The following is a 20,830-nucleotide window of genomic DNA, read 5'->3' on the forward strand; positions in this document are numbered from 1 at the left end:
ATGGCCGGGCATGGCTCGGCCCTACAGAGGAGCCAGCTCGCGCGCAAGGAAAGGCGCTGTCCTGCTTCCCCGCGCGCGCGCCACCTGTTGCGGCGTTCCCTTCGCCACGATGGTGCCACCCGCGCTGCCTGCGCCCGGCCCGACGTCAATCACCCAGTCCGCCTGGGCGACCGCCCGCATGTCATGCTCGATCATCACCACCGTATTTCCTGCGTCGACCAGCCGCTGCAGCTGAACCAGCAGCCTGTCCGCATCCGACGCGTGCAGGCCGGTGGTGGGTTCGTCCAGCACGTAAAGCGTGCGCCCGCGCTGGCTGCGCTGCAGTTCGGTGGCCAGCTTGATGCGCTGGGCCTCGCCGCCTGAAAGCTCCGTGGCCGGCTGGCCCAGCCTCAGGTAGCCCAGGCCGATGTCCTGCAGCAGCTGCAACGGCCGGGCAATCACCTCTTCCGCCATGAAGAATGCATGCGCCTGGTCCACGGTCATCTGCAGGACCTCGGCGATGTTGCGGTCATTCCATAGCACCTTCAGCGTGGCCTCGTTGTAGCGGGCGCCGTGGCAGGTGGGGCATGGGGCATAGACGCTGGGCATGAACAGCAGTTCGACACTCACGAAACCCTCGCCTTCGCAGGTTTCGCATCGGCCCTTGGCTACGTTGAACGAGAAACGACCCGCATCGAAGCGACGACGACGTGCGGCGGGCGTCGCCGCGAACAGTTTGCGCACGTGATCGAACAGCCCGGTATAGGTGGCCAGGTTGGAGCGTGGCGTGCGGCCGATCGGCTTCTGGTCGACCTGCACGACCCGCTGGATGGCGTCCACATCACCGGCCAACTGGCCACGGGTGGTTTCCATCACCGTCGGCCCGTCGTCCGGCGACGCCTCGGCGCCATCGTCCGCGGGTTCATGCCCCAGGTGCAGCAGCATCAGCTCGGGCAAGGCCTGTGCCATCAGGCTGGACTTGCCCGACCCCGAAATGCCGGTCACGGCCGTCAGCAAACCCAGCGGCACCTGCGCGTCCACTCCCTGCAGGTTGTGGCGATGGATGCCCTTCAGCTCCAGCCAGTTCGCGGCGCTTCGCTGGCGGCTGGCAGGCGCAGGCACCTGGTCGAACAGATACCGGGCCGTGCGCGAATCCTGCACCTGGCGCAGGCCATCGGGCTCGCCGCTGTAGAGCACGCGCCCTCCCCGCTCGCCGGCCTCCGGGCCCACGTCCACCAGCCACTGCGCGCGGCGCATCAGCTCCAGATCGTGCTCGACCACGAACACCGAATTTCCGCCATCACGCAGCCGGTCCAACGCGTCGTACAGCGCCTGGCTGTCGGCGGGATGCAGTCCGGCCGAAGGCTCGTCGAGCACGTACAGCACACCAAACAGCAACGAGCTGAGCTGCGTGGCCAGCCGCAGGCGCTGCAGTTCGCCGGCGGACAGCGTGGGCGTGGCGCGGTCCAGCGAGAGATAGCCCAGGCCAAGCTCGCGCAGTTGCCGTACCCGCCCCATGACTCCGCCCGCCAGCCGCTGTGCGGCCAGCCGCTTCTCTTCGGACAGGGCCGAGGTCAGGCGCACGTCGGGGGCGCCCTCGTGGGTCGCGCGGCCACTCGCGGCGCGCCGGGCACGATCGCGGGGTGTCGCATGCCTGCTGATAGGTGCACCCTTGCTGTGTGCGCCGAAATCACCTTCCGCGATGGGCTCCAGCAGATCCGCCAATTGATCCAGGGGCAACCGCATGAACTCACCGATATCCACGCCCGCGAAGGTGACCGAGAGCGCTTCCGGCTTCAGGCGCTTGCCGTGGCAGGCCGGGCACAGCTTGCCTTCCATGTAGCGGGAAACCCGTTTGCGCATCAGCGCGCTCTGGGTGTTGGCGAAGGTATGCAGTACATAGCGACGCGCGCCGGTGTATGTACCCATGTAGCTCGGCTCGAGCTTTCGCTTGAGCGCAGCCCGGGTCTCGGCAGGCGTGAAGCCTGCATAGACCGGCACGGTGGGCGTTTCTTCCGTGAACAGGATCCATTCCCGATCCTTCTTCGGCAGCTTCTTCCACGGTACGTCGATGTCGTAGCCGAGCGTGACCAGGATGTCGCGCAGGTTCTGGCCATGCCAGGCCGGCGGCCAGGAGGCGATGGCGCGCTCGCGGATGCTCAGCGACGGATCCGGCACCATCAAGGCTTCCGTCACCTCGTAGACGTGCCCCAGCCCGTGACAGGTGCTGCAGGCGCCCTGCGGGGTATTGGGCGAAAAGTCTTCGGCGTAAAGCATCGGCTGGTTGGCCGGGTATGCACCTGCACGCGAATACATCATGCGCACCAGGCTGGACAGCGTAGTGACGCTGCCCACCGATGAGCGCGCGTTGCTGGCGCCGCGCTGCTGTTGCAGGGCCACTGCCGGCGGCAACCCGTCGATGGCGTCCACATCGGGCACGCCGGCCTGGTCGATCAGGCGCCGTGCATACGGCGCAACCGACTCAAAGTAGCGCCGCTGCGCCTCCGCGAAGATCGTGCCGAACGCCAGCGATGACTTGCCGGAGCCCGAAACACCGGAAAACACCACCAATGCGTTGCGCGGGATGGAGACGTCGACATTCCTGAGGTTGTGCTCGCGCGCGCCGCGCACCTCGACGCAACCGCTGGCAGCGGCGGCACATGACGATTCACCAAAGGGGGGATTGGGCATCTTCGCGATCCTGCGGGCAGTGAGCGGCGCGCGTAGGGGCACGCCCGATGGTGCATTTTCGCTGCTGCGGGGTGAATGCGGGTGATGGCGCGGTCACACCATGGTGCGCCGATACGACTGATCGAGCGTAACGGTGCGAACCAGGCGGCCGCGATTGTAGAAATGCAGCACCGGCTCACTCAACGTCACGTCAGCCGGAACCAGGTTCATGCCTTCGCAGCCGACCACGACCGAGCCCCATCGTCCGACGGGAACAACCCGCGATGCCATCCGGGTATCAGCCAGGCATCCCGGCCCGATGCCTGTGGCGTTACCCGTGTTGAATTCAAGGCCGGATCGGAATCAGCACAGAGATTCCGCGCGGGGGAGCATGCCGTGAACCTCTCCGGCGGCCGCAGCGGGGCATCGGCAAGCGCCGGGCTCGCAGCCAGTGCAGCGATGAGCGTGATGAGCGCCTTCATTTCACTGCACACCTCGATCAAGTGGCCGCCGAAGAGGAAACTAAGCGGCGTGCACGTAGGGCTCAACCGCGGCGGCCAGCACATCGATACCCCACGCAGAACCCGCAATCTCCTCGGGCTGGCTTCTCTTGAAGCGTGACCAGTCGGCCCTGGCAAGCCTGCCGACCAGAAGCTGGTCGGCAGGAAGCTGGTGCATCGACCAATAGGGGAACTGCCGGGTAGAGACACGCCCCCGGGCCAGCTCCACCACATCCGTGTGGCTGGTCGATTGCAGCACCCGCTCGTAGACGCTGGCCACCCCATCTTCCGGCCCTTCGAAGTACTGCACGAACCGCGTGCCGTCATGCAGCAGCACGCCTGTCACCCCTGCAAGCTTGTTGAACCTCGCGGCATCGGTGACGAGTGCTTCCAGGCGGTCAATCGAAAGGCCTTCAACGGCCTGGCTTGCGTATACAACGGCCCGGATGGGCATGGACTTCGCCTTGAAATGTGGGGCCACGTCGGCACCTATTCACACTCTAGCACCCGGCGCAAGTCCGGGCCGTGATGCATATTCTTAATTCTTCAGAATACGGTTCGCGCCTAGCAGCGCGACAGGCGGCATGATGAACGCCCCCATGCGTTCAGGGCTTTATTCATCTTCATGCGCGACATCGGACAGTTCTATGTAAACAGCGTCGAAGGAGTGGCGCGTGAGGATGGCACCCTGCTGCAGGTCACCCGGATCGATTGTTCCTGCCTGAAGTGTTCAAGGCAGTTCCGCGCAATTCCTGATCATGGCCTCGTCGACCTCAACGGCGCTGCTTCGCTCAGTTGCCCGGGCTGTGGCAACCACCAGTCCGTCAGCCGGGCGCGGCTGGAGGAATTCGTGCTGCGTAGTGATCCATGAGCTGAAGCGCGCCGTTTCTCGACACTGTGCCAACCCTGTCGACACCTTGGCCTCGCATCTTCCCGTAGTGCCCCCACAACGGCGTTCAAATGAGTCATACCGGCCTATTCAAGATCACTGGCCTCACCTACAGGCCAAGCGCGGGGGGCGACCTGGCCCGTGCCCTGCAGATCGAAGCCACCTGCACGGCCTGCGGCGCAACCAGCGTCTGGGGCGAGCAGGAAATGGAGCATGTGCGAGGAGGAACCGTGCTTGCGTGCCGGGCGTGCGGTACGCGCCAGGCCATCAGCAATGCGGGCCTGATCAGTACCCCGTCAGGGATACGCCACCGCCGGGGCTGAGCGGGGCGGCACCGGGCCATGCGCTGCCCGGCAGGCGTGATTGATGGCCTGTCAGCGGCGGGCAACCGATGGCAGCGCCCGATGCTGGTTGATCCAGTCCAACGACTGGGCAATTCCACCGAACGGAAAGAAGTGCGGGCTGACCAACCCGTGGGCATCAGTCAAACCGCCCGCCAGACGGTCCACGAACACCTCCGGGCCCGCGCTGCCCAGCAACCGGCCGATCGAGATGCCATACCGGGACAGCATCAATGCACTGGCCCCCACCCCACACATTGCGGCGTAACGTACCAGCCGCGCGATGCTTGCCGGGCCCGGCACGCCGACCAGCACCGGAACGTGGATGCCACGGGCGTGCAGCGCGTGCAACCAGGCCAGGACGATGTCGGCATCGAAGGCGAACTGCGTGATGATCATTGGCGCCATGCCGCGCGCTTCGATGGACTGGCACTTGTGTTCCAGTACCTGCCAGCGTTCCTCAGCGCGCATTGCCGGATGCCCTTCGGGGTGACCACCGATGGCAACGATCCTGATGCCGGACGTCTCCAGAAGACCGGTTCTGATGACGCAGGCGCTGTCGGCAAACGGTCCGGCGGGCGTGGCCAGGTCGCCGGCGATCACCAGGCACTGGGCGACACCTGCCTCGTTGGCGGCGCGCTGCAGGAACCGTTCAAGCACCGTACGCGACCCGATGCGGCGGGCCGAAAGATGCGGCATCGGCTCGAAGCCAAGCGCGCGCACCGTGCGCGCGGCGGCGAGGCGTGCGTCGTCATCCTCACTGGCCAGGTAGGGAATGGAGATCGTTGTGCCGCGCGGTATGCGGTCGGCCTCGGCGCGCAGCGCGGGCATGGACTTGGCGCTGACCTCCAGTGAAAAGGTGTTGATGAAGGTTTCCGCCCGTAGTGATCCAGGTGCAGCCATCAACGGGCTCCGCCTGCATTGCCGGCCAGGGGCGAACTGTTCCGCGCCAGTTCGATGAAGGCCTGCAGGTAGTCGATGCTGGTATCGGCCTCGCGCGCACCCAGATAGATCTGCTTGGGAATGCCCTTCGCACCGAGGCGCACCGGCACCACGTCCATTCGGGTGGCGTACTCTTCCACCAGCCAGCGCGGCATGGCGGCCACGCCACGACCACTGGCCACCATCTGCATCATGATGTCGGTGGTCTCAATGGCCTTGTGCCGTCGCGGCGTAATGCCGGCCGGCAGCAGGAACTGGTTGTAGATGTCCAGGCGCTCGAACGGCACCGGATAGCTGATCAGCACTTCCTGGCCGAGCTGGCGCGGCTTCACGTAATCCACCTTGGCCAGGGCGTGGTTGCTGGCCACCACCAGCACCTGCTCGTAGTCGAACACGGGAATGAACTTGAGGCCTGGCTTGAGCAGTGGATCGGGGGTAACCAGCAGGTCGATCTCGTAGCCGAACAGCGCGCCGATGCCGCCGAACTGGAATTTCTGCTTGACGTCCACATCCACATCCGGCCACGCGGCCAGGTATGGCGAGACGATCTTCAGCAGCCACTGGTAGCAGGGATGGCATTCCATGCCGATGCGCAGCGCGCCGCGCTCGCCCTGTGCGAACTGGCCCAACCGCTCCTCGGCCAGATCCAGCTGCGGCAGCACGCGGTTGGCGACGGCCAGCAGGTATTGCCCGGCCTGGGTCAGGCGCAGGCTGCGGCCTTCGCGCAGCCACACATCAGTGCCCAGCTGCTGCTCCAGCTTCTTCATGCTGTGGCTCAGGGCAGACTGGGTCAGGTTGAGTACGCCGGCGGCCGCGGTAAGCGAGCCCTGCTGCTCGACCTGCTGCACGATGCTGAGGTGGATCCGCTCCAGCATGACGATGAATCCTGCTCATGGATAGGTGAAGTAATACCATTTTACGTCATGGAAGGCCGTGGCTAGCATCGGGTCATGCTTTCACCTGCCCGCCCCCTTCGAATCGTCGCCGTGTCCGGCGGATTGCAGCGCCCCTCCAAGGCCGCCACCCTGGCCGAGCATCTGCTGGGCCTGATCGGCGAGGACATCCACAGCGAGCAGCACCTGGTCGAACTGGGCGAACTGGCCCCGCAGCTGGCAGGTGCGCTCTGGCGTTCGCAGTTGCCCGACACCGTGGAGCGCCAGTTGACCACCGTCGAGCAGGCCGATGTGCTGGTGGTGAGCACGCCGGTCTATCGCGGCTCGTACACAGGGCTGTTCAAGCATTTCTTCGACTTCGTCCACCAGGACGCACTGGTCGACACCCCCATCCTGCTGGCCGCGACCGGCGGCAGCGAGCGCCATTCGCTGGTGATCGACCATCAGCTGCGCCCGCTCTTCAGCTTCTTCCAGGCACGCACCCTGCCGCTGGGCGTCTACGCCACCGACCGCGATTTCGCCGACGGTCGCGTGCACAACGATGCCCTGATCGAGCGCGCACGGCTGGCGGTGCGGCGGGCCATGCCGCTGCTGGACCTGCCTCGCCAGCGCCTTGCCGACCTGGAAGCGGCCGCAGCACTTTGAATGGCGGATGCCCTCGCCCGCATCCGGATGTCACCCCGCACTACGGAACGCCACCCATGACGACCGACACCTTCGCCTTCAGCATCACGCAGATCCCCTTCAACGAGGATTACCAGCCTGCCGACGGGACGCGCATCACCACCAATTTCGCCAACCTGGCCCGCGGCGCGTCCCGCCAGGAAAACCTGCGCAATACGATCAGCATGATCAACAACCGCTTCAACGATCTGGCGCACTGGGACAACCCCAGCGCGGATCGCTACGCGGTCGAGCTGGACATCATCTCGGTGGAGATGCACATCGGTAACAGCGATGGCGGCGATCCGTTCCCGCTGATCGAGGTGCTGCGCCCGACCATCGTCGACACCCGCACCGGCGCGCGCACCGAAGGCATCGTCGGCAACAATTTCTCCTCCTACGTGCGCGACTACGATTTCAGCGTGGTGCTGCCGGCCAGCAACGAAGGGAAGGCCACCTTTGGCATTCCGGAGGGCTTTGGCGACCTGCATGGCAAGTTGTTCAAGCATTTCCTGGAGTCCGAGGCCTACCGCGCCAACTTCAGCAAGGGGCCGGTAATCTGCATCAGCGTATCCAGCAGCAAGACCTATCACCGCACCGAGAACCACCACCCGATCCTGGGCGTGGAATACCGCCAGGGCGAGTTCTCTCCCACTGACCAGTACTTCGACAAGATGGGCCTGCAGGTGCGCTACTTCATGCCGCCGGGCAGCGTCGCACCGCTGGCGTTCTACTTCCAGGGCGACCTGCTGGGCGACTACTCAAACCTGGAGCTGATCGGCACCATCAGCACGATGGAGGCCTTCCAGAAGATCTACCGCCCGGAGATCTACAACGCCAACTCCGTGGCGGGCAAGGTCTACCAGCCCAGCCTGAAGCACCAGGATTACTCCTCCACCCGCATCGTCTACGACCGCGAAGAGCGCAGCCAGCTGGCGGTCAAGCAGGGTCGGTTCACCGAAGAACACTTCATCAAGCCGTACCGCGCCGTGCTTGAGCAGTGGGCTGCCCGCTGATCCATTGATTCCCCATTCGCCCCAGGAAACCAGCCGCAATGTCGACGAAGAAACTGCTTCCCACCTCCACCGCAGGCAGCCTGCCCAAGCCCTCCTGGCTGGCCGAGCCCGAGAAGCTCTGGTCACCCTGGAAGCTGCAGGACGACGGCCTGACTGAAGGCAAGCAGGATGCACTGCGCCTGTCCCTGCAGGAACAGCAGCACGCCGGCATCGACATCGTCAGCGACGGCGAACAGACCCGGCAGCACTTCGTCACCACTTTCATCGAGCACCTCAGCGGCGTCGATTTCGAGAAGCGCGAAACGGTCCGCATCCGCAACCGCTACGATGCCAGCGTGCCGACCGTGGTCGGCGCCGTGAGCCGTCCGGAGCCGGTGTTCGTCGAGGATGCGAAGTTCCTGCGCCGCCAGACCAGGCAGCCGATCAAGTGGGCCCTGCCCGGCCCGATGACCATGATCGATACGCTGTACGACGCGCACTACAAGAGCCGCGAAAAGCTGGCCTGGGAGTTCGCGAAGATCCTCAACGAGGAAGCGAAGGAGCTGGAAGCCGCTGGCGTGGACATCATCCAGTTCGATGAGCCGGCCTTCAACGTGTTCTTCGACGAAGTGAACGACTGGGGCGTGGCCGCGCTGGAGCGTGCGGTTGAGGGCCTGAAGTGCCAGACGGCGGTGCACATCTGCTACGGCTATGGCATCAAGGCCAACACCGACTGGAAGCAGACACTGGGCTCGGAATGGCGGCAGTATGAAGAATCGTTCCCCAAGCTGCAGACCTCCAGCATCGATATCATCTCGCTGGAATGCCAGAACTCGCACGTGCCGATCGACCTGATCGAACTGGTGCGCGGCAAGACGGTGATGGTGGGCGCCATCGACGTGGCCTCCAATACGGTGGAAACGCCGGAAGACGTGGCCAACACGCTGCGCAGGGCGCTGCAGTTCGTGGATGCCGACAAACTCTACCCGAGCACCAACTGCGGCATGGCGCCGCTTGCACGGGAAGTGGCACGCGGCAAGCTGCGCGCGCTCAGCGAAGGGGCCAGGATCGTGCGTGAGGAGCTTTCGGCGTAATCCTGGCTGGGGAGGTGTTCCCGTTTCGGTGCGGCGAGGATGGATTCTGGCCGGGCACAGACCAGGTTCCACCTCGTCCCTGAACCTCGGGCCTGGCGGCCATCACGCGCGGCCGTGGCGCCAGCGCTTCCTTGATCCGCCCCATCTCGCTTGCGCCGGCCTCGGCCAGGCGCCGGGCCTGCTGCCGCTGCGTCCGGGTCAGTGGCGGCGCGGACACGGCGCCCGGTTCGGGCGCACTCTGCACCAGTCGGGCGACGGCGTCACGCAGTGGCAGTTGTGGGCAGAGCCGCGCCGCGCACCAGCGCTCGGCGTAGCGCTTCGCCTGGCGGGCGCTGGCGACGGACACGACCTTGCTCTGTGACATCCTGCGTGCGTCCAGTTTCAGGCGGAACCCGAGCACGGCATGCGGCACGATACTGGCCACCGAACGGCCGTTCCACCACAGATCCCAGCGCTCGCCGCTCTGCACCCAGCCGGACGGCCGGGTGACGATCATGAAATCTGGACGGTGAAATGATGAGCCCATGATGGGAAGCATACGAACGCCCGTCGCACCGGCTGAGATCAGGGCAACGCCCCCTGCACTGCTACGACTCCACGAAAAGCAATCAATGTGACGCGTCACGGCTGGTGCTTTCGATCCAGTCGATGTAGCGCGATACGCGGACGTTGTAGACCACCTGGCCATAGAACCCCGCCTCGAGCGCATGCTCTGGAACCGCAGTGATCCACGAACCAAGCCCTACCAGCTGCGGCGTTCCGTGATCATCAATCACCAGCGGACCGCCGCTGTCACCGTTGCCGAGAACCCCCTCCAGCGGCAGGGCCCGCGGAGGCGGATCGAACCGATACCAGAGATACCGGTCGTTGCCGCCGGTAAGCGCGTTGTATGCACGCCGCAGGGTCGTGCGATGCGGGCCGCCTGGCACCAGCCCTACGACGCCATTGCCGGTAGCCCCCTTCCCTATCAGGGCCGCGATCTGCGCGACTTCGGCAGCACCGCGATAGAGCGCTACGGGCTGTACATCCTTTACAGCAGTCGCAAGCCTGATCAGTGCGATGTCATCCGATGCTGCCAGGAACGCGTGGATCCTGGAGGGATTTCCTGTCGCCAGCGCCTCCTTGCCCAGGGCCTCCGGCATTCTTCTGAAACCGGGATGCACGAAGACGCGCTCGACCGCATAGGCGTGTCCATTGATGGAGATGGATTCTTCCATCCCTTCCATGGGTGCCGCATGCGCTGCGGTCAGCACCCAGCGCGGGGCGATGAGAACGCCATGTCCTTCGCCCGGCATGTCGGCCAGCGCCGGGAAGACAGAGGCATCGATCTGATACCGGGCGTCGTCAACGTCATCACGGATGACCACGGCACCGGCAGTGAACGGGAGCGCAGCAAGCGCCAGGAAAAGCCAGCGATTCATGGGGTCGTCATCCCTGTAGTCGATCACTACAGCCTAGCCGCGGGCACCCGCGTTGTGGAGAACATGCGACCAACGACAGCATGCAGCGACGAATGCCAATAGTTCGAGCGCAAAGCCCTGCGGCAGACAGCCGCCGGGGCCGAGCGGTCTGTCCAGATCGGTCCCAGGCTTGTCCGACACGTCGTCCTGCGAAGCCACATTGGTGCACGGACCGGGCCGCGAGGGCCCGAGCCTCAGCGGGAGGTTCAACGCGCCACGATTCTCCCGACCAGGGTATCGATCGCCGCCTCCATGGCACGCGCGGTCCGGTCGCCGCTCTGGTTGGTGATCACGAAGATGCCCAGATCGTGCTCCGGCATGATGTAGATGTAGCACTGCGAGCGTGGAACGCCACCGTGGTGGGCGTAATAGACACCCTTCTGGCGATCGCCAGCGACGATGTTCCAGAAATAGCCAATGCTGAACTCGTCGTCGAATCTGGCCAGAGTGCGATGCGATTCCTGCACCACCGGGCCGTTGGCCAGCTGGAACTGAAGGTATTTCACCATGTCGGGCACTGTTGCCTTGACGTTGCCGGAAGCGCCCCATGGCAACTGTGGCATCGGCGAGGTCGGCACCGGATTGTCGCTGTGGTAGCCGATGGCAAGACGGTCTTTTTCCGCATTCCCCAGCTTGATCCCGATGCTGGTCATTGCTGCGGCGTCGCTGAAGAAGCCACGCAGCAATGACGTGTAGTCGGTCTTGTAGACGCCTTCCAGAATGTGGGCCGTCAGCTCCGTCCCAGCACTGGAGTAGGCGTACTCTTTCCCGGGCATCCGTGGGATCCGCACGGCGTACAGATCCCGCAGGAAATCCGGCTTGCCGTAATGCGCATAGAGGGCACTGAGTTCACCGGGCACGCGGTGATCGGTGAAGTCCTCCAACACGGTGTTCGCCCGCTCCGGCAGCATGTTCGGCAGGCCACTGGTGTGTGACAGCAGGTGACGGACCCGTATGGGCTGGCCTTGGTACTGCAGGTTCGGATAGTCGCCCTGCAGGTAGCTGCGAACGTCATCCTCCAGGCCCACCCTGCCCTCAAGCACCGCACGGGCCATCAACGTGCCCGCCAGGGTCTTGCTCAGCGAGCCGATCTCATACAGCGTTGCGTCGGTCGGCACATCGGGCTTGCCGGCTACCATCTCGCCGCGGTGACGGATGAAGGTCTTGCCCCGGTACACCACGCCGATGGAGGCCGAGTGCAGCAAAGGCTGTTCAATCAGGGCATGGGCCGCCTCGTCAACCGCCGCCCCCACATCGTTCGACGGTGCCTTCCTGCCCTCGCAGCCGACGGCAAGGAGCACTGCGGATAGCACGACGGCATTGAGCCATTGCCGGTTTCGGGCAGTCGTTGACATGGATTGCATGCGCCGGCGCTTGAAGGTCGTGGGAACGGGCGCTCACGATAATCGATTGCCATGAGCGGCTGAAGGTGCCATCCGGCACCTCCGGTCGCGCCCTCCCTGGAGGCCCCCTGCCCCCCCCGTCAGCGCTGGTGGTCCTTCAGGAACAACCAGGTGATCAGCGTGGCGTCCGGCCCCTTCGGGTCGGTGAATGGCAGGCCCGACTGGCTGCCGCTCCAGGCATGCCCCATGCCCTGCACCACGTAGTGCTGGACCAGCGTCCTGCCACCGTAGGCGTAGGTGTCGACGGTATACGCGCGACCGCCCGGCACCTGTCCGTGATAGGTGCTGGTCGCCACGTATTTCACCGAGTCGTTGTCCAGGCCGTCGTCGGCCAGGTCATTGGTCTGCAGGAACTGGCGCACGGCCTGCTGGCCGTTCACCGGATTGACGGTGAGATCGGCGCTGCCATGGAACACCAGCACCGGCAGCGGTCGCGGCGACGGCGAACCCGAGCACTGCCACGCCAGCCGGCCATTGCTGTCCGGCGAATAGATGCTGCCGGCCAGCAATGCATAGGCGCTGCCGGAAATCGTGATCGCGCCCTTGAACATGCCACCGGAGTGGATGGCGCCGGCAGCGAACACATCCGAATAGCAGGCCAGCATGATCGAGGTCATCGCACCACCTGCCGAAATGCCGGTGACATAGACCCGGCGCGGATCCACGCTGTAGTCCGCTTTCACCTTGTCCACGATACCGGCCAGGATCGAGGCTTCGCCGCTGTCGCGGGCCTGGTTGATCGGCAGCTGCCAGTTCCAGCAGCGGGCCGGATTGGAGGTGACGTTCTGCCGGGGGTAGACCACGATGAACCCTTCGGTGTCGGCCACATCATTGAAGCCTGACGCCTCCCCCATCAGGTTGGGCCCGTTGACGCAGCCGTGCAGCACCAGCAGCAACGGAAGCGGCTGCTGGTCGTCGTAGCCGGCCGGCACCCACACCTGGTATTCGCGGGCGCCGAACAGATTGCCGTACAGGCCAATGTCCCAATGCCCGGCTGGGCCTGCGGCAAGGGCACTGCCCGCCATCGCCAGCCAACTGCACAGCACCAGCATTACAACCTTGATCGAATCGATTCCGGATTTCATGGCCAGATCCTCATGCGTGAGTCGTGGATGAAGTGGTACCGGGACGCGCTTCCGGCTGGGGGCGCGCCCAGTATCCGCATCCAGCGGCCGCTGCCGACTGGACCTAGGTCCACTCGCCGCTGCGTGATGACACCGCTAGCCTTGGCTGCAGGATGGCAATGGGCCATCTGCAAGCAGCTGCCTGGGGGAGGACCGAATGAAACGGAATTGCCTGAGTCTCATGATCAGCGCATTGCTGGCCTCCGGGCCGGTACTGGCACAGGAAACGCCCCAGGCCACGCCGACGGCGGCCAGGACTGCATCACCCACCAACCTGGACAGCATCAAGGTCACCGCGCGCAAGCGCGAGGAAACCCTGCAGGAGGTCCCGGTAGCGGTTACCGCATTTACCTCCGAAGCGCTGGACAAGATGAATGTCCAGGACATCAGCGACCTGGATGCGCAGGTACCCAACCTGACCATCTACGCCGCCCGCGGCGCCAGCAGCACGGTCACCGCCTACATCCGTGGCATCGGCCAGTCCGACCCCACCTGGGGCGCCGATCCGGGTGTTGGCATCTACCTGGATGACGTCTACATCGCACGTCCGCAGGGCGCGCTGCTGGACGTTTTCGACGTCTCGCGCATCGAGGTGCTGCGCGGCCCGCAGGGCACGCTCTACGGCAAGAACACCATCGGCGGCGCGATCAAGTACATCTCGCGCGGCCTGCCCACCCAGACCGAGGGCTTCGCCCAGATCACCGTGGGCAACTACAGCCAGCTGGATGCGAAGGCGGCCATCGGCGGCCCGATCGGCGGTGCCGACAGTGGCCTGCGCGCCCGTGTGGCGGTGGCCAGCATGAACCACGACGGGTTTGGCGAGAACACCCTCAACGGCCAGCCGGTCAGCGACAAGCAGATCAACGCGGCACGCCTGAACCTGGGCGCGTATGCGGGCGACGACTTCGACGTGCAGTTCGCACTGGACTGGATCGACGATCAGTCCGGCATGCGCGGCTCGAAGATGCTGGCACCCAATCCGTTCCTGCGCGCCTACCCGCCGATGGACAGCCGCTATGACATCCGCTCGGGCATGCGCAACCTCAACAACGTGGAGAGCAAGGGCGCCTCGGCTACGGTGAACTGGCGGCCGAACGAAGACATCGCGCTGAAATACGTGGTCGCCAAGCGTGAATCGGACAGCGAGGCCAACATCGACTTCGATACCGCCCCGGTCAAGCTCGCCGACGTGGGTGGCACCTACCACGACGACCAGGTCAGCAACGAAGTGCAGTTGAACTACGATGCTGGCGGTCGGGTGCGCGGTGTGGTCGGCCTGTACCAGTTCAGTGGCGAGGCCGGTGGCCAGATCCAGAACAACTACTTCAGTGCCCAGTTTGCCGACAACCAGGGCAAGGTGTTGACCGACAGCATCGCGCTGTACGCGGACTGGACCTTCGACCTGACCAGCAAGCTGAAGCTCGATGTCGGCGCCCGCTACACCGACGAGGACAAGCGCGCGATCGTGCTCAACCGCCTCTACGCCGACCCGGGCTTCAGCCGGCCGGTGGCGGTGACCGCCGATTTCGACAAGAAGACCAATTTCAGGAACGTCTCGCCCAAGGTCTCGCTGGACTACCAGATCACTCCGGACATCATGGTCTATGGCCTGGCGACGCGTGGCTTCAAGTCCGGCGGCTACAACATCCGCGCCAACGCGGTGGCGGTACCGCGCTCGGCGGAGCCGTTCGATGACGAGACCGTGGACAGCTACGAGGTCGGCAGCAAGATGGCCTTCCTCGACCAGCGCCTGTTCCTGAACCTGTCAGCGTTCTACAACAAGTACAAGGACATCCAGCTGTCGGTGTTCACCGGCCTGGATACCAATGGCGATGGCATCGATGATTCTTTCTTCGGCGATTTCACCAATGCCGGGGCCGGTACCGTCAAAGGCTTGGAAGTCGAGTATCAGTACCTGCCCAGCCAGCACTGGCTGATTTCCGGCAACCTGGCGTGGCTGGATACCAGATACGACGAGTACATGGACCGCGGCATCAACGTGGCCAGGCAGATGAAGTTCACCAATGCGCCGGAATTCTCCGGTGCGTTCAACGTGGAATACCGCACCGACCTGGCCAACGGCAGCAACCTGTCGGCACGGGTGAGCTACAGCTACCAGAGCAAAGTGTGGCCGACCACCGACCTCAGCCCGGTGATCCGCCAGCAGGGTTACGGGCTGGTCAACGCCGGCGTCATCTGGCGCCTGGATGATGCGTGGACCTTCTCGTTGCAGGGCACCAACCTGGCCGACAAGGAATACCGCACTACTGGCTACAACATTCCTGCAGTCGGCACGCTGATTGGCTTCTATGGTCCGCCGCGCCAATATAGCCTCAGCGTCCGTTACGATTTCTAGCGCATCCGTTACGATCTTCAGGAAGCTTCTGCATGACGCAGTCTTACGACGACCTGTACTGGAACAGCGACGATGGCCTGCGCCTGCACGCGCGCGACCATGCAGCGGATGCCCGGCAGGCGCCCCGCGGCACCGTGGTCTGCATTCCCGGCCTGACCCGCAATGGTGCCGATTTCGATGCACTGGCCGAAACACTCACCGCCGAGGGATGGCGCGTGATCGCCGTCGACCTGCGTGGCCGCGCCGGTTCAGAACGTGCGCATGATCCGTCCAGCTACAACCCGCGCACCTACGCAGATGACATGGTCGCGCTGCTGCGCGCGCAGAACATCGACAAGGCGGTGTTCGTCGGCACCTCACTGGGCGTGCTGGTGACCATCACCCTCGCTTCGCGCGCGCCCGAGCGGGTCGCGGGCGCGGTGCTCAACGATGCCGGCCCCAGGGTGCCGCGTGAGGCGCTGGCACGGATCGGCAAGTATGCCGGCAAGCCGGTACCGCCGATGGACCTGGTGCAGGCCACGGCCTACGTGGAATCCATCGGCAAGGCTGCGTTCCCTCGCTTCAGCGCCGACGACTGGCGGCAGATGGCGGTGCGCACCTTCCGCCCGCGCAGCGATGGCCTGCTGGAACTGGACTACGATCCGGCAGTGATCCGCACCACCGGGCCATGGCTGCTGTGGCTGTTGCGTCCGCTGCTGTGGCGTGCGGTCCGTGGGCTGACCGCAAGGGTGCCGGTGCTGGTGGTACGCGGTGCGTTGTCCGACATCCTGCCGGCCGATGTCGCGCGGCAGATGGCGGCCACCTCGGAAAGTGCCCGGCTGGTGGAGGTGCCCGATGTCGGGCACGCGCCGATGCTGTCCGAGCCAGAGGCACGTGACGCGATCCTGACCTTGCTGGAGCGCGTGGCATGAGTGCGGACAGCGACCTGCCTCCCGCCCTGCAGGCGGTGCAGCAGTGGGCCGCCAGTGAGCGGCTGAGTGGCGTGACCTGCCTGGACCAGGCGCGCATCGATGCCTTTGCCGACGCCACCGGCGACCACAACTGGATCCATGTCGATCCAGCGCGGGCGCAGGCGCAGATGCCGGGCGGGCATACCATCGCACACGGCTTCCTGCTGCTCTCGCTGACGGTGGAGGACGATGTGGTCGCCCTGGCCGGCTTCCCCGGCATCGCCCATGTGCTCAACTACGGCTTGAACAAGGTCCGCTTCCTGGCGCCAGTGCCGAGCGGGTCCGAGGTGCGGGTACGCTCGCAGCTGGTGTCACTGGATGCGCGCCAGCCCGGCCAGTGGCTGCTGATCCAGCGCAAGGCCGTCGAGCGGGTCGCCGATGGCGAGCTGGCACTGGTCGCTGAGCAGCTGTCACTGATCGTGATCACGCCCTAGCACCACCCCGCCCGATTCTCTCCCTACACTGGAGCGATGTTGACGCCCTCCATCGTCCTCTTCGCCTGCATTGCATGGACCGCACTGCTGTTTGGCGTGGCGCTGTGGGGCGAGCGCCGGGGGCACCGGCTTTCGAAGGCATGGCCGCTCATCTATGCACTGTCGCTGGCCGTGCACTGCACCGCGTGGACCTACTACGGTGCGGCCTCGCAGGGGCGGCAATGGGGTTTCCCCATTCCACCAACCCTGGCCGGCATGGCGCTGATCTTCGCGTTCGGCCTGCCGTTCCTGCTCCGTCTCGGGCGGCTGACCAAGCAGCACAACAGTGCCACCATCGCCGATCTGGTCGTTGCACGACTGCGTGCCGATCGCGGCCTCGGCTTCACCATCACCCTGGTGGCGCTGTTCGGCATCATTCCGTACATCGCACTGCAGCTGAAAGCCGTCAGCCAGGGGCTGGGCACCCTGCTGGGTGATGGGTTCGCGCCTGCCGGTGCGCAGCTGGACATGTCTTTCTGGTTCGCGCTGACGATGGCCGCGTTCACCCTGCTGTTCGGTGCACGCAAGGCCTCGGCCACCGAGCCCAACCGCGGCATCGTGGTCGCGCTGGGCCTGGAGTCCGTATTGAAACTGGTGGCGCTGCTGGCCATTGGCCTGTATGCGGCGCTGTCCGTGCACAACGCCGGCACACCGCTGCTGGAGAAGATGGCGCAGCTGCCGCCACCGGCCATCGTGCCGGACTATCTCACCATGGTCGCGCTGGGGGCGATCTCCGCGTTCACCCTGCCGCACCAGTTCCATGTTGGCGTGGTCGAGCTTCGCCAGACATCGGACCTGAAGACGGCACGCTGGATGTTCCCGGTCTACCTGCTGCTGATCGGCCTGCCGTCGGTGCCGATGGCATTGGCCGGCGCCGCGCAGCTGCCGGCCTCGGTATCGCCTGACCTGTACGTGCTGGCGCTGCCGCAGGCCGGCGGCCATCATCTGCTGGCGCTGCTGGCCTATCTGGGCAGCCTGAGCGCGGCCACCGGCATGATGATCCTGTCCGGGCTGACCCTGTCAATCATGCTTGGCAACCATGGATTCGGTTCGCGCCTGCTCGGCGGCATCGGGGGCGGCGTGGCCAATGCCGATCTGCGCCCGCGCGTGCTGGCGTTCCGCCGTGCCGGCATCCTCGCCGTGTTCCTGATGTCGTGGCTGTACAGCCGCGCGATGAGCGACACCGAGGCACTCAGCGATTTCGGCCTGATGTCCTTCACCGCCCTCTCGCAGCTGGCACCGGCTGTGCTGCTGGCGGTGTATCGCCCACGTACGCCCTCCGCGGCCATCATCGCCGGCATCGTGCTGGGCTCATTGGCCTGGCTGTGGCTGGTACTGCTGCCGATGGTGATCCCGGCCGCGACGCCGTCGGTCGGCGCCGACGGGCTGCACTGGTTGGCGGTGGTCTCGCTGCGTGTGCAGCCGGGGCATATCGCCATCAGCATGGGGGCCAGCCTGGCGGTCAACCTGCTGACCGTGGCCCTGGTGTCACGGGCCGTGCGTCCGTCATTGCCGCGGAGGCGGGATGCGGTGGCTGCGGCGTCCCTGCGCAGGACCGCCGGACGCTTCCTTGGCCAGGAGCGTGCACGCCAGCTGCTGGAGGGCCACGCCGGGCAGATGCTGGATGACGACCGGGTCACCGCCGTCGAGCGTGAGCTGACGGCCGTGGTGGGCGCAGGCATGGCACGGCTGCTGGTCGAAGCCGCACGCGAGGGCGGCGCCGCGCCGCTGGATGCGGTGACCCGCGCCGTCGGCGAAGCTACCCAGGTGCTGCGCTTCAACCAGCAACTGCTCGAAGCCGCGCTGGAGAACATGAGCCAGGGCATCAGCGTGGTCGATGCGCAGCTGCAGCTGGTGGCCTGGAACAGCCGCTACGCCGCGCTGTTCAAGTTCCCGCCGGAGCTGCTGCAGGTCGGGCAGCCGGTGGTCAACCTCACGGCGTGGGCACTGGGGCAGCTGAAGATCGGCGATGGCCCCGGCGACACGCCCACCAGGGCGTTGCAGCGCCGCGTCGCGCACATGCGCCGTGGCACGCCGCACCTTTCCGAACGGATCTTCCCCGATGACACCATTGTCGAGATCCGCGGCAACCCGATGCCGGGCGGCGGCTATGTAGCCACCTTCACCGATGTCACGGCGTTCCGCCGCGCGGAAGATGCGCTCAAGCGCAGCAATGAAACCCTGGAACGCCGCGTACAGGACCGCACCGCGAGGCTGCAGCAGGCGGTCCAGGAGGCGGAGCGCGCGAACGCGGCGAAAACCCGCTTCCTGACGGCGGTCGGCCATGACCTCATCCAGCCCCTGCATGCGGCCCAGCTGCTGACCGAGGCGATGTCGCAGCACATCGAATCCGAGTTCCTCGACAGTTTCCTGCGGCAGATCCGCGGCGCCCTGGATTCCACCGATGACCTGCTGTCCGGCCTGCTCGATATCTCGCGACTGGAAGCCGGTGGGTTGGTGGCCGATCCGCGCCCGTTCGCGCTGTCGACGGTGCTGGATCCGCTCGCGCAGGAGTTCGCGGTGCTGGCGGCGGCGCGCGGCCTGCAGTTCCGCCATGTGCGGAGCCAGGCCTGGGTCCATAGCGATCCCCTGCTGCTGCGCCGGGTGCTGCAGAACTTCCTGGCCAATGCCATTCGCTACACCCGCCATGGCGGTGTGTTGCTGGGTGTGCGCCGCCAGGGCCAGGCACTGATGATCGGCGTGCATGACACCGGCCCCGGCATTGCTCCGGAGCAGCACGCGGTGGTGTTCGAGGAGTTCCACCGGGTCGATCGCAGCAACGGCCAGGGACTGGGACTGGGCTTGACCATCGCCCACCGCATCGCCGATCTGCTGCATGCACCCTTGCACCTGCGCAGCGTGCCCGGGCACGGCTCGACCTTCTCGATCAGCGTGCAACGCGCAGCACCGCCTGTGACCCCGCGCAGTTCGGCACCGACGGGTGGCAGCAACGCCCTCAAGGGTATCCGCGTACTGGCAGTGGACAACGACCCGGACGCGCTGGAGGCGATGCGGCAACTGCTGCGTTCCTGGGGCTGCGACGTCATCGCGGCAGGCAGCGCCGATGACATCGTGGCCTCAGCGCACGAGGCGGCGCTGTGGCTGTTCGACTATCACCTGGATGACGGCGATACCGGTGTTGCGCTGTGGCAGCGGCTGGCGGACATGCATGGACCGCGGCCGACGGTGATCCTCAGTGCGGATACCGGCAGCGATACACGCGAGGCGGTGCGCGGCGCTGGGCTGTCCCTGCTCAACAAGCCGTTCAAGCCGTTGGCGTTGCGCTGGGCGATCAACCACCTGCTGGCGGCCACTGCCACGCGCTGACCGTTCAGCGCTCGGGCAGCTCTTCGATCTGCCGGGACGGATCGGCCAACCCCATTTCGTGCAGCACGCGGATGGCCTGCGCGCGGTTGCGCACGCCCAGCCGCTCCATGATGCGTGTCATGTGCGCCTTGACCGTGCGCAGCTGTACGCCCAGCCGGTCGGCAATCTGCTTGTTGAGCAAGCCCTCGGCCACCAGCCCCAGCACCTTGTACTGATGTGCCGACAGGCTGGCCAGGCGCGCGGCGAGGTCGGCATCCCTGCTGAACGGCGCTACCCGCGCCACCGGCTCGCGCAGCAGCGCCGGGATCCAGCGTTCGCCCTCCAGCACGGACTGCAGCGCGGACTGCAGCTCGTTCAAACCCGAGCTCTTGGGCAGGTAGCCCGCGGCGCCGAGGTCGATGGCGCGACGGATCACCTGCGGCTCTTCGTTGGCGGAGACGATGATGATCGCCAGGCCCGGCTGCAACGCACGGATCGTGGCCAGACCGGCCAACCCGTGGTTGCCCGGCATGTGCAGGTCCAGCAGCATCAGGTCGATCGACTGGCTCTCGATCGCCTCCAGCACGCTGTCCAGCGAATCCGCCTCGCTGATCTGCAGATCGGCGACTGCCTCTTCCGCCGCGCGATGCAGTGCCGCACGGAACAAGGGGTGATCGTCGGCAATGAGCAGGGTTGGCATGTCCCGGCGAGATTATCAAATAGCGTGCGGGCGGGAACAGGTACCTAGGTACGCTGGTACAGCAGGAAGGGCTTGCTAGTGTGGTGCGGAGA

The 20,830-nt window shown here is 65.6% G+C and carries 17 protein-coding genes; 8 read left to right on the forward strand and 9 right to left on the reverse strand.

Translation table 11 applies throughout. The features are described from left to right. Positions 1–21: 21 nt before the first annotated feature. The gene (locus tag JLDANKMP_RS12380; RefSeq protein WP_212561245.1) at positions 22–2,670 is read right to left on the reverse strand and encodes an excinuclease ABC subunit UvrA; all 2,649 of its coding nucleotides are present in this window, start codon (positions 2,668–2,670) and stop codon (positions 22–24) included. 501 nt (positions 2,671–3,171) lie between these two features. Beyond that, positions 3,172–3,603, reverse strand: coding sequence for a BLUF domain-containing protein (locus JLDANKMP_RS12385; RefSeq protein WP_043033421.1), 432 nt, complete (start codon positions 3,601–3,603; stop codon positions 3,172–3,174). A gap of 171 nt (positions 3,604–3,774) precedes the next feature. On the opposite strand from JLDANKMP_RS12385, the gene JLDANKMP_RS12390 reads away from it, so the two are divergent. Further along, positions 3,775–4,020: a hypothetical protein gene (locus tag JLDANKMP_RS12390; RefSeq protein ID WP_005409734.1), complete on the forward strand. Its 246-nt coding sequence runs from the start codon at positions 3,775–3,777 to the stop codon at positions 4,018–4,020. Between the two features lie 392 nt (positions 4,021–4,412). Here JLDANKMP_RS12390 and JLDANKMP_RS12395 read toward each other — a convergent pair whose 3' ends face one another. After that, the gene (locus tag JLDANKMP_RS12395) at positions 4,413–5,282 is read right to left on the reverse strand and encodes a methylenetetrahydrofolate reductase (RefSeq protein WP_212561246.1); all 870 of its coding nucleotides are present in this window, start codon (positions 5,280–5,282) and stop codon (positions 4,413–4,415) included. Further along, positions 5,282–6,196 (reverse strand): LysR family transcriptional regulator, encoded by a 915-nt coding sequence (locus JLDANKMP_RS12400; RefSeq protein ID WP_201862023.1) that lies wholly within the window; start codon positions 6,194–6,196, stop codon positions 5,282–5,284. The genes JLDANKMP_RS12395 and JLDANKMP_RS12400 overlap by 1 nt, the downstream gene beginning before the upstream one ends. 75 nt (positions 6,197–6,271) lie before the next feature. On the opposite strand from JLDANKMP_RS12400, the gene msuE reads away from it, so the two are divergent. From msuE to JLDANKMP_RS12415, 3 genes are read left to right on the forward strand one after another with little or no spacing between them, the layout of a single operon-like run. Continuing rightward, positions 6,272–6,859 carry an FMN reductase gene (gene msuE, locus JLDANKMP_RS12405; RefSeq protein ID WP_212561247.1) on the forward strand — a complete coding sequence of 196 codons (588 nt, stop codon included), beginning with the start codon at positions 6,272–6,274 and terminating at the stop codon, positions 6,857–6,859. A 56-nt stretch (positions 6,860–6,915) separates the two neighbouring features. Further along, a complete protein-coding gene (locus tag JLDANKMP_RS12410) occupies positions 6,916–7,893 on the forward strand; it encodes a DUF1852 domain-containing protein (RefSeq protein ID WP_212561248.1) in 978 nt (325 codons plus the stop codon). Positions 7,894–7,931: 38 nt separating this feature from the next. Beyond that, on the forward strand, positions 7,932–8,966 hold the full coding sequence (locus JLDANKMP_RS12415) for a methionine synthase (RefSeq protein ID WP_212561249.1): 1,035 nt from the start codon (positions 7,932–7,934) through the stop codon (positions 8,964–8,966). On the opposite strand, the gene JLDANKMP_RS12420 is transcribed toward JLDANKMP_RS12415, so the two are convergent. The 4 genes from JLDANKMP_RS12420 to JLDANKMP_RS12435 all read right to left on the reverse strand — a co-directional run bounded on the left by JLDANKMP_RS12420 (position 8,923) and on the right by JLDANKMP_RS12435 (position 12,914). Continuing rightward, positions 8,923–9,492: a hypothetical protein gene (locus JLDANKMP_RS12420; protein WP_249336903.1), complete on the reverse strand. Its 570-nt coding sequence runs from the start codon at positions 9,490–9,492 to the stop codon at positions 8,923–8,925. The two genes, JLDANKMP_RS12415 and JLDANKMP_RS12420, sit on opposite strands and share 44 nt — an antisense overlap. Before the next feature lie 82 nt (positions 9,493–9,574). Further along, positions 9,575–10,387 (reverse strand): trypsin-like peptidase domain-containing protein, encoded by an 813-nt coding sequence (locus JLDANKMP_RS12425; protein WP_212561251.1) that lies wholly within the window; start codon positions 10,385–10,387, stop codon positions 9,575–9,577. 245 nt (positions 10,388–10,632) lie between these two features. Then, positions 10,633–11,781 (reverse strand): serine hydrolase domain-containing protein, encoded by a 1,149-nt coding sequence (locus JLDANKMP_RS12430; protein WP_212561252.1) that lies wholly within the window; start codon positions 11,779–11,781, stop codon positions 10,633–10,635. Positions 11,782–11,909: 128 nt separating this feature from the next. After that, positions 11,910–12,914: a PHB depolymerase family esterase gene (locus tag JLDANKMP_RS12435; RefSeq protein WP_212561253.1), complete on the reverse strand. Its 1,005-nt coding sequence runs from the start codon at positions 12,912–12,914 to the stop codon at positions 11,910–11,912. 220 nt (positions 12,915–13,134) lie between these two features. Between JLDANKMP_RS12435 and JLDANKMP_RS12440 the strand changes: the two genes are divergently transcribed. The 4 genes from JLDANKMP_RS12440 to JLDANKMP_RS12455 are packed head-to-tail and all read left to right on the forward strand — an operon-like array spanning position 13,135 to position 20,059. Then, positions 13,135–15,309, forward strand: coding sequence for a TonB-dependent receptor (locus JLDANKMP_RS12440; RefSeq protein ID WP_212561254.1), 2,175 nt, complete (start codon positions 13,135–13,137; stop codon positions 15,307–15,309). A gap of 32 nt (positions 15,310–15,341) precedes the next feature. Continuing rightward, positions 15,342–16,220 (forward strand): alpha/beta hydrolase, encoded by an 879-nt coding sequence (locus tag JLDANKMP_RS12445; protein ID WP_212561255.1) that lies wholly within the window; start codon positions 15,342–15,344, stop codon positions 16,218–16,220. Then, positions 16,217–16,693 carry a MaoC family dehydratase gene (locus tag JLDANKMP_RS12450; RefSeq protein ID WP_212561256.1) on the forward strand — a complete coding sequence of 159 codons (477 nt, stop codon included), beginning with the start codon at positions 16,217–16,219 and terminating at the stop codon, positions 16,691–16,693. Before JLDANKMP_RS12445 ends, JLDANKMP_RS12450 begins: the two co-directional genes overlap by 4 nt. Positions 16,694–16,729: 36 nt before the next feature. Further along, complete coding sequence (locus JLDANKMP_RS12455) at positions 16,730–20,059, forward strand: PAS-domain containing protein (protein WP_212561257.1); 3,330 nt, start codon at positions 16,730–16,732, stop codon at positions 20,057–20,059. 4 nt (positions 20,060–20,063) lie between these two features. Here JLDANKMP_RS12455 and JLDANKMP_RS12460 read toward each other — a convergent pair whose 3' ends face one another. Then, the gene (locus JLDANKMP_RS12460) at positions 20,064–20,738 is read right to left on the reverse strand and encodes a response regulator transcription factor (RefSeq protein ID WP_212561258.1); all 675 of its coding nucleotides are present in this window, start codon (positions 20,736–20,738) and stop codon (positions 20,064–20,066) included. Positions 20,739–20,830: the final 92 nt, after the last annotated feature.

Origin of the sequence: Stenotrophomonas sp. PE591 (assembly GCF_018320795.1) — a bacterium.
GTDB classification, from domain to species: Bacteria; Pseudomonadota; Gammaproteobacteria; order Xanthomonadales; family Xanthomonadaceae; genus Stenotrophomonas; species Stenotrophomonas maltophilia.

Bases quoted from the DNA above. Each gene is read 5' to 3' on its own strand.
- JLDANKMP_RS12380 (WP_212561245.1), bottom strand. From the start codon at position 2,670: ATGCCCAATCCCCCCTTTGGTGAATCGTCATGTGCCGCCGCTGCCAGC.
- JLDANKMP_RS12385 (WP_043033421.1), bottom strand. From the start codon at position 3,603: ATGCCCATCCGGGCCGTTGTATACGCAAGCCAGGCCGTTGAAGGCCTT.
- JLDANKMP_RS12390 (WP_005409734.1), top strand. From the start codon at position 3,775: ATGCGCGACATCGGACAGTTCTATGTAAACAGCGTCGAAGGAGTGGCG.
- JLDANKMP_RS12395 (WP_212561246.1), bottom strand. From the start codon at position 5,282: ATGGCTGCACCTGGATCACTACGGGCGGAAACCTTCATCAACACCTTT.
- JLDANKMP_RS12400 (WP_201862023.1), bottom strand. From the start codon at position 6,196: ATGCTGGAGCGGATCCACCTCAGCATCGTGCAGCAGGTCGAGCAGCAG.
- msuE (WP_212561247.1), top strand. From the start codon at position 6,272: ATGCTTTCACCTGCCCGCCCCCTTCGAATCGTCGCCGTGTCCGGCGGA.
- JLDANKMP_RS12410 (WP_212561248.1), top strand. From the start codon at position 6,916: ATGACGACCGACACCTTCGCCTTCAGCATCACGCAGATCCCCTTCAAC.
- JLDANKMP_RS12415 (WP_212561249.1), top strand. From the start codon at position 7,932: ATGTCGACGAAGAAACTGCTTCCCACCTCCACCGCAGGCAGCCTGCCC.
- JLDANKMP_RS12420 (WP_249336903.1), bottom strand. From the start codon at position 9,492: ATGGGCTCATCATTTCACCGTCCAGATTTCATGATCGTCACCCGGCCG.
- JLDANKMP_RS12425 (WP_212561251.1), bottom strand. From the start codon at position 10,387: ATGAATCGCTGGCTTTTCCTGGCGCTTGCTGCGCTCCCGTTCACTGCC.
- JLDANKMP_RS12430 (WP_212561252.1), bottom strand. From the start codon at position 11,781: ATGTCAACGACTGCCCGAAACCGGCAATGGCTCAATGCCGTCGTGCTA.
- JLDANKMP_RS12435 (WP_212561253.1), bottom strand. From the start codon at position 12,914: ATGAAATCCGGAATCGATTCGATCAAGGTTGTAATGCTGGTGCTGTGC.
- JLDANKMP_RS12440 (WP_212561254.1), top strand. From the start codon at position 13,135: ATGATCAGCGCATTGCTGGCCTCCGGGCCGGTACTGGCACAGGAAACG.
- JLDANKMP_RS12445 (WP_212561255.1), top strand. From the start codon at position 15,342: ATGACGCAGTCTTACGACGACCTGTACTGGAACAGCGACGATGGCCTG.
- JLDANKMP_RS12450 (WP_212561256.1), top strand. From the start codon at position 16,217: ATGAGTGCGGACAGCGACCTGCCTCCCGCCCTGCAGGCGGTGCAGCAG.
- JLDANKMP_RS12455 (WP_212561257.1), top strand. From the start codon at position 16,730: ATGTTGACGCCCTCCATCGTCCTCTTCGCCTGCATTGCATGGACCGCA.
- JLDANKMP_RS12460 (WP_212561258.1), bottom strand. From the start codon at position 20,738: ATGCCAACCCTGCTCATTGCCGACGATCACCCCTTGTTCCGTGCGGCA.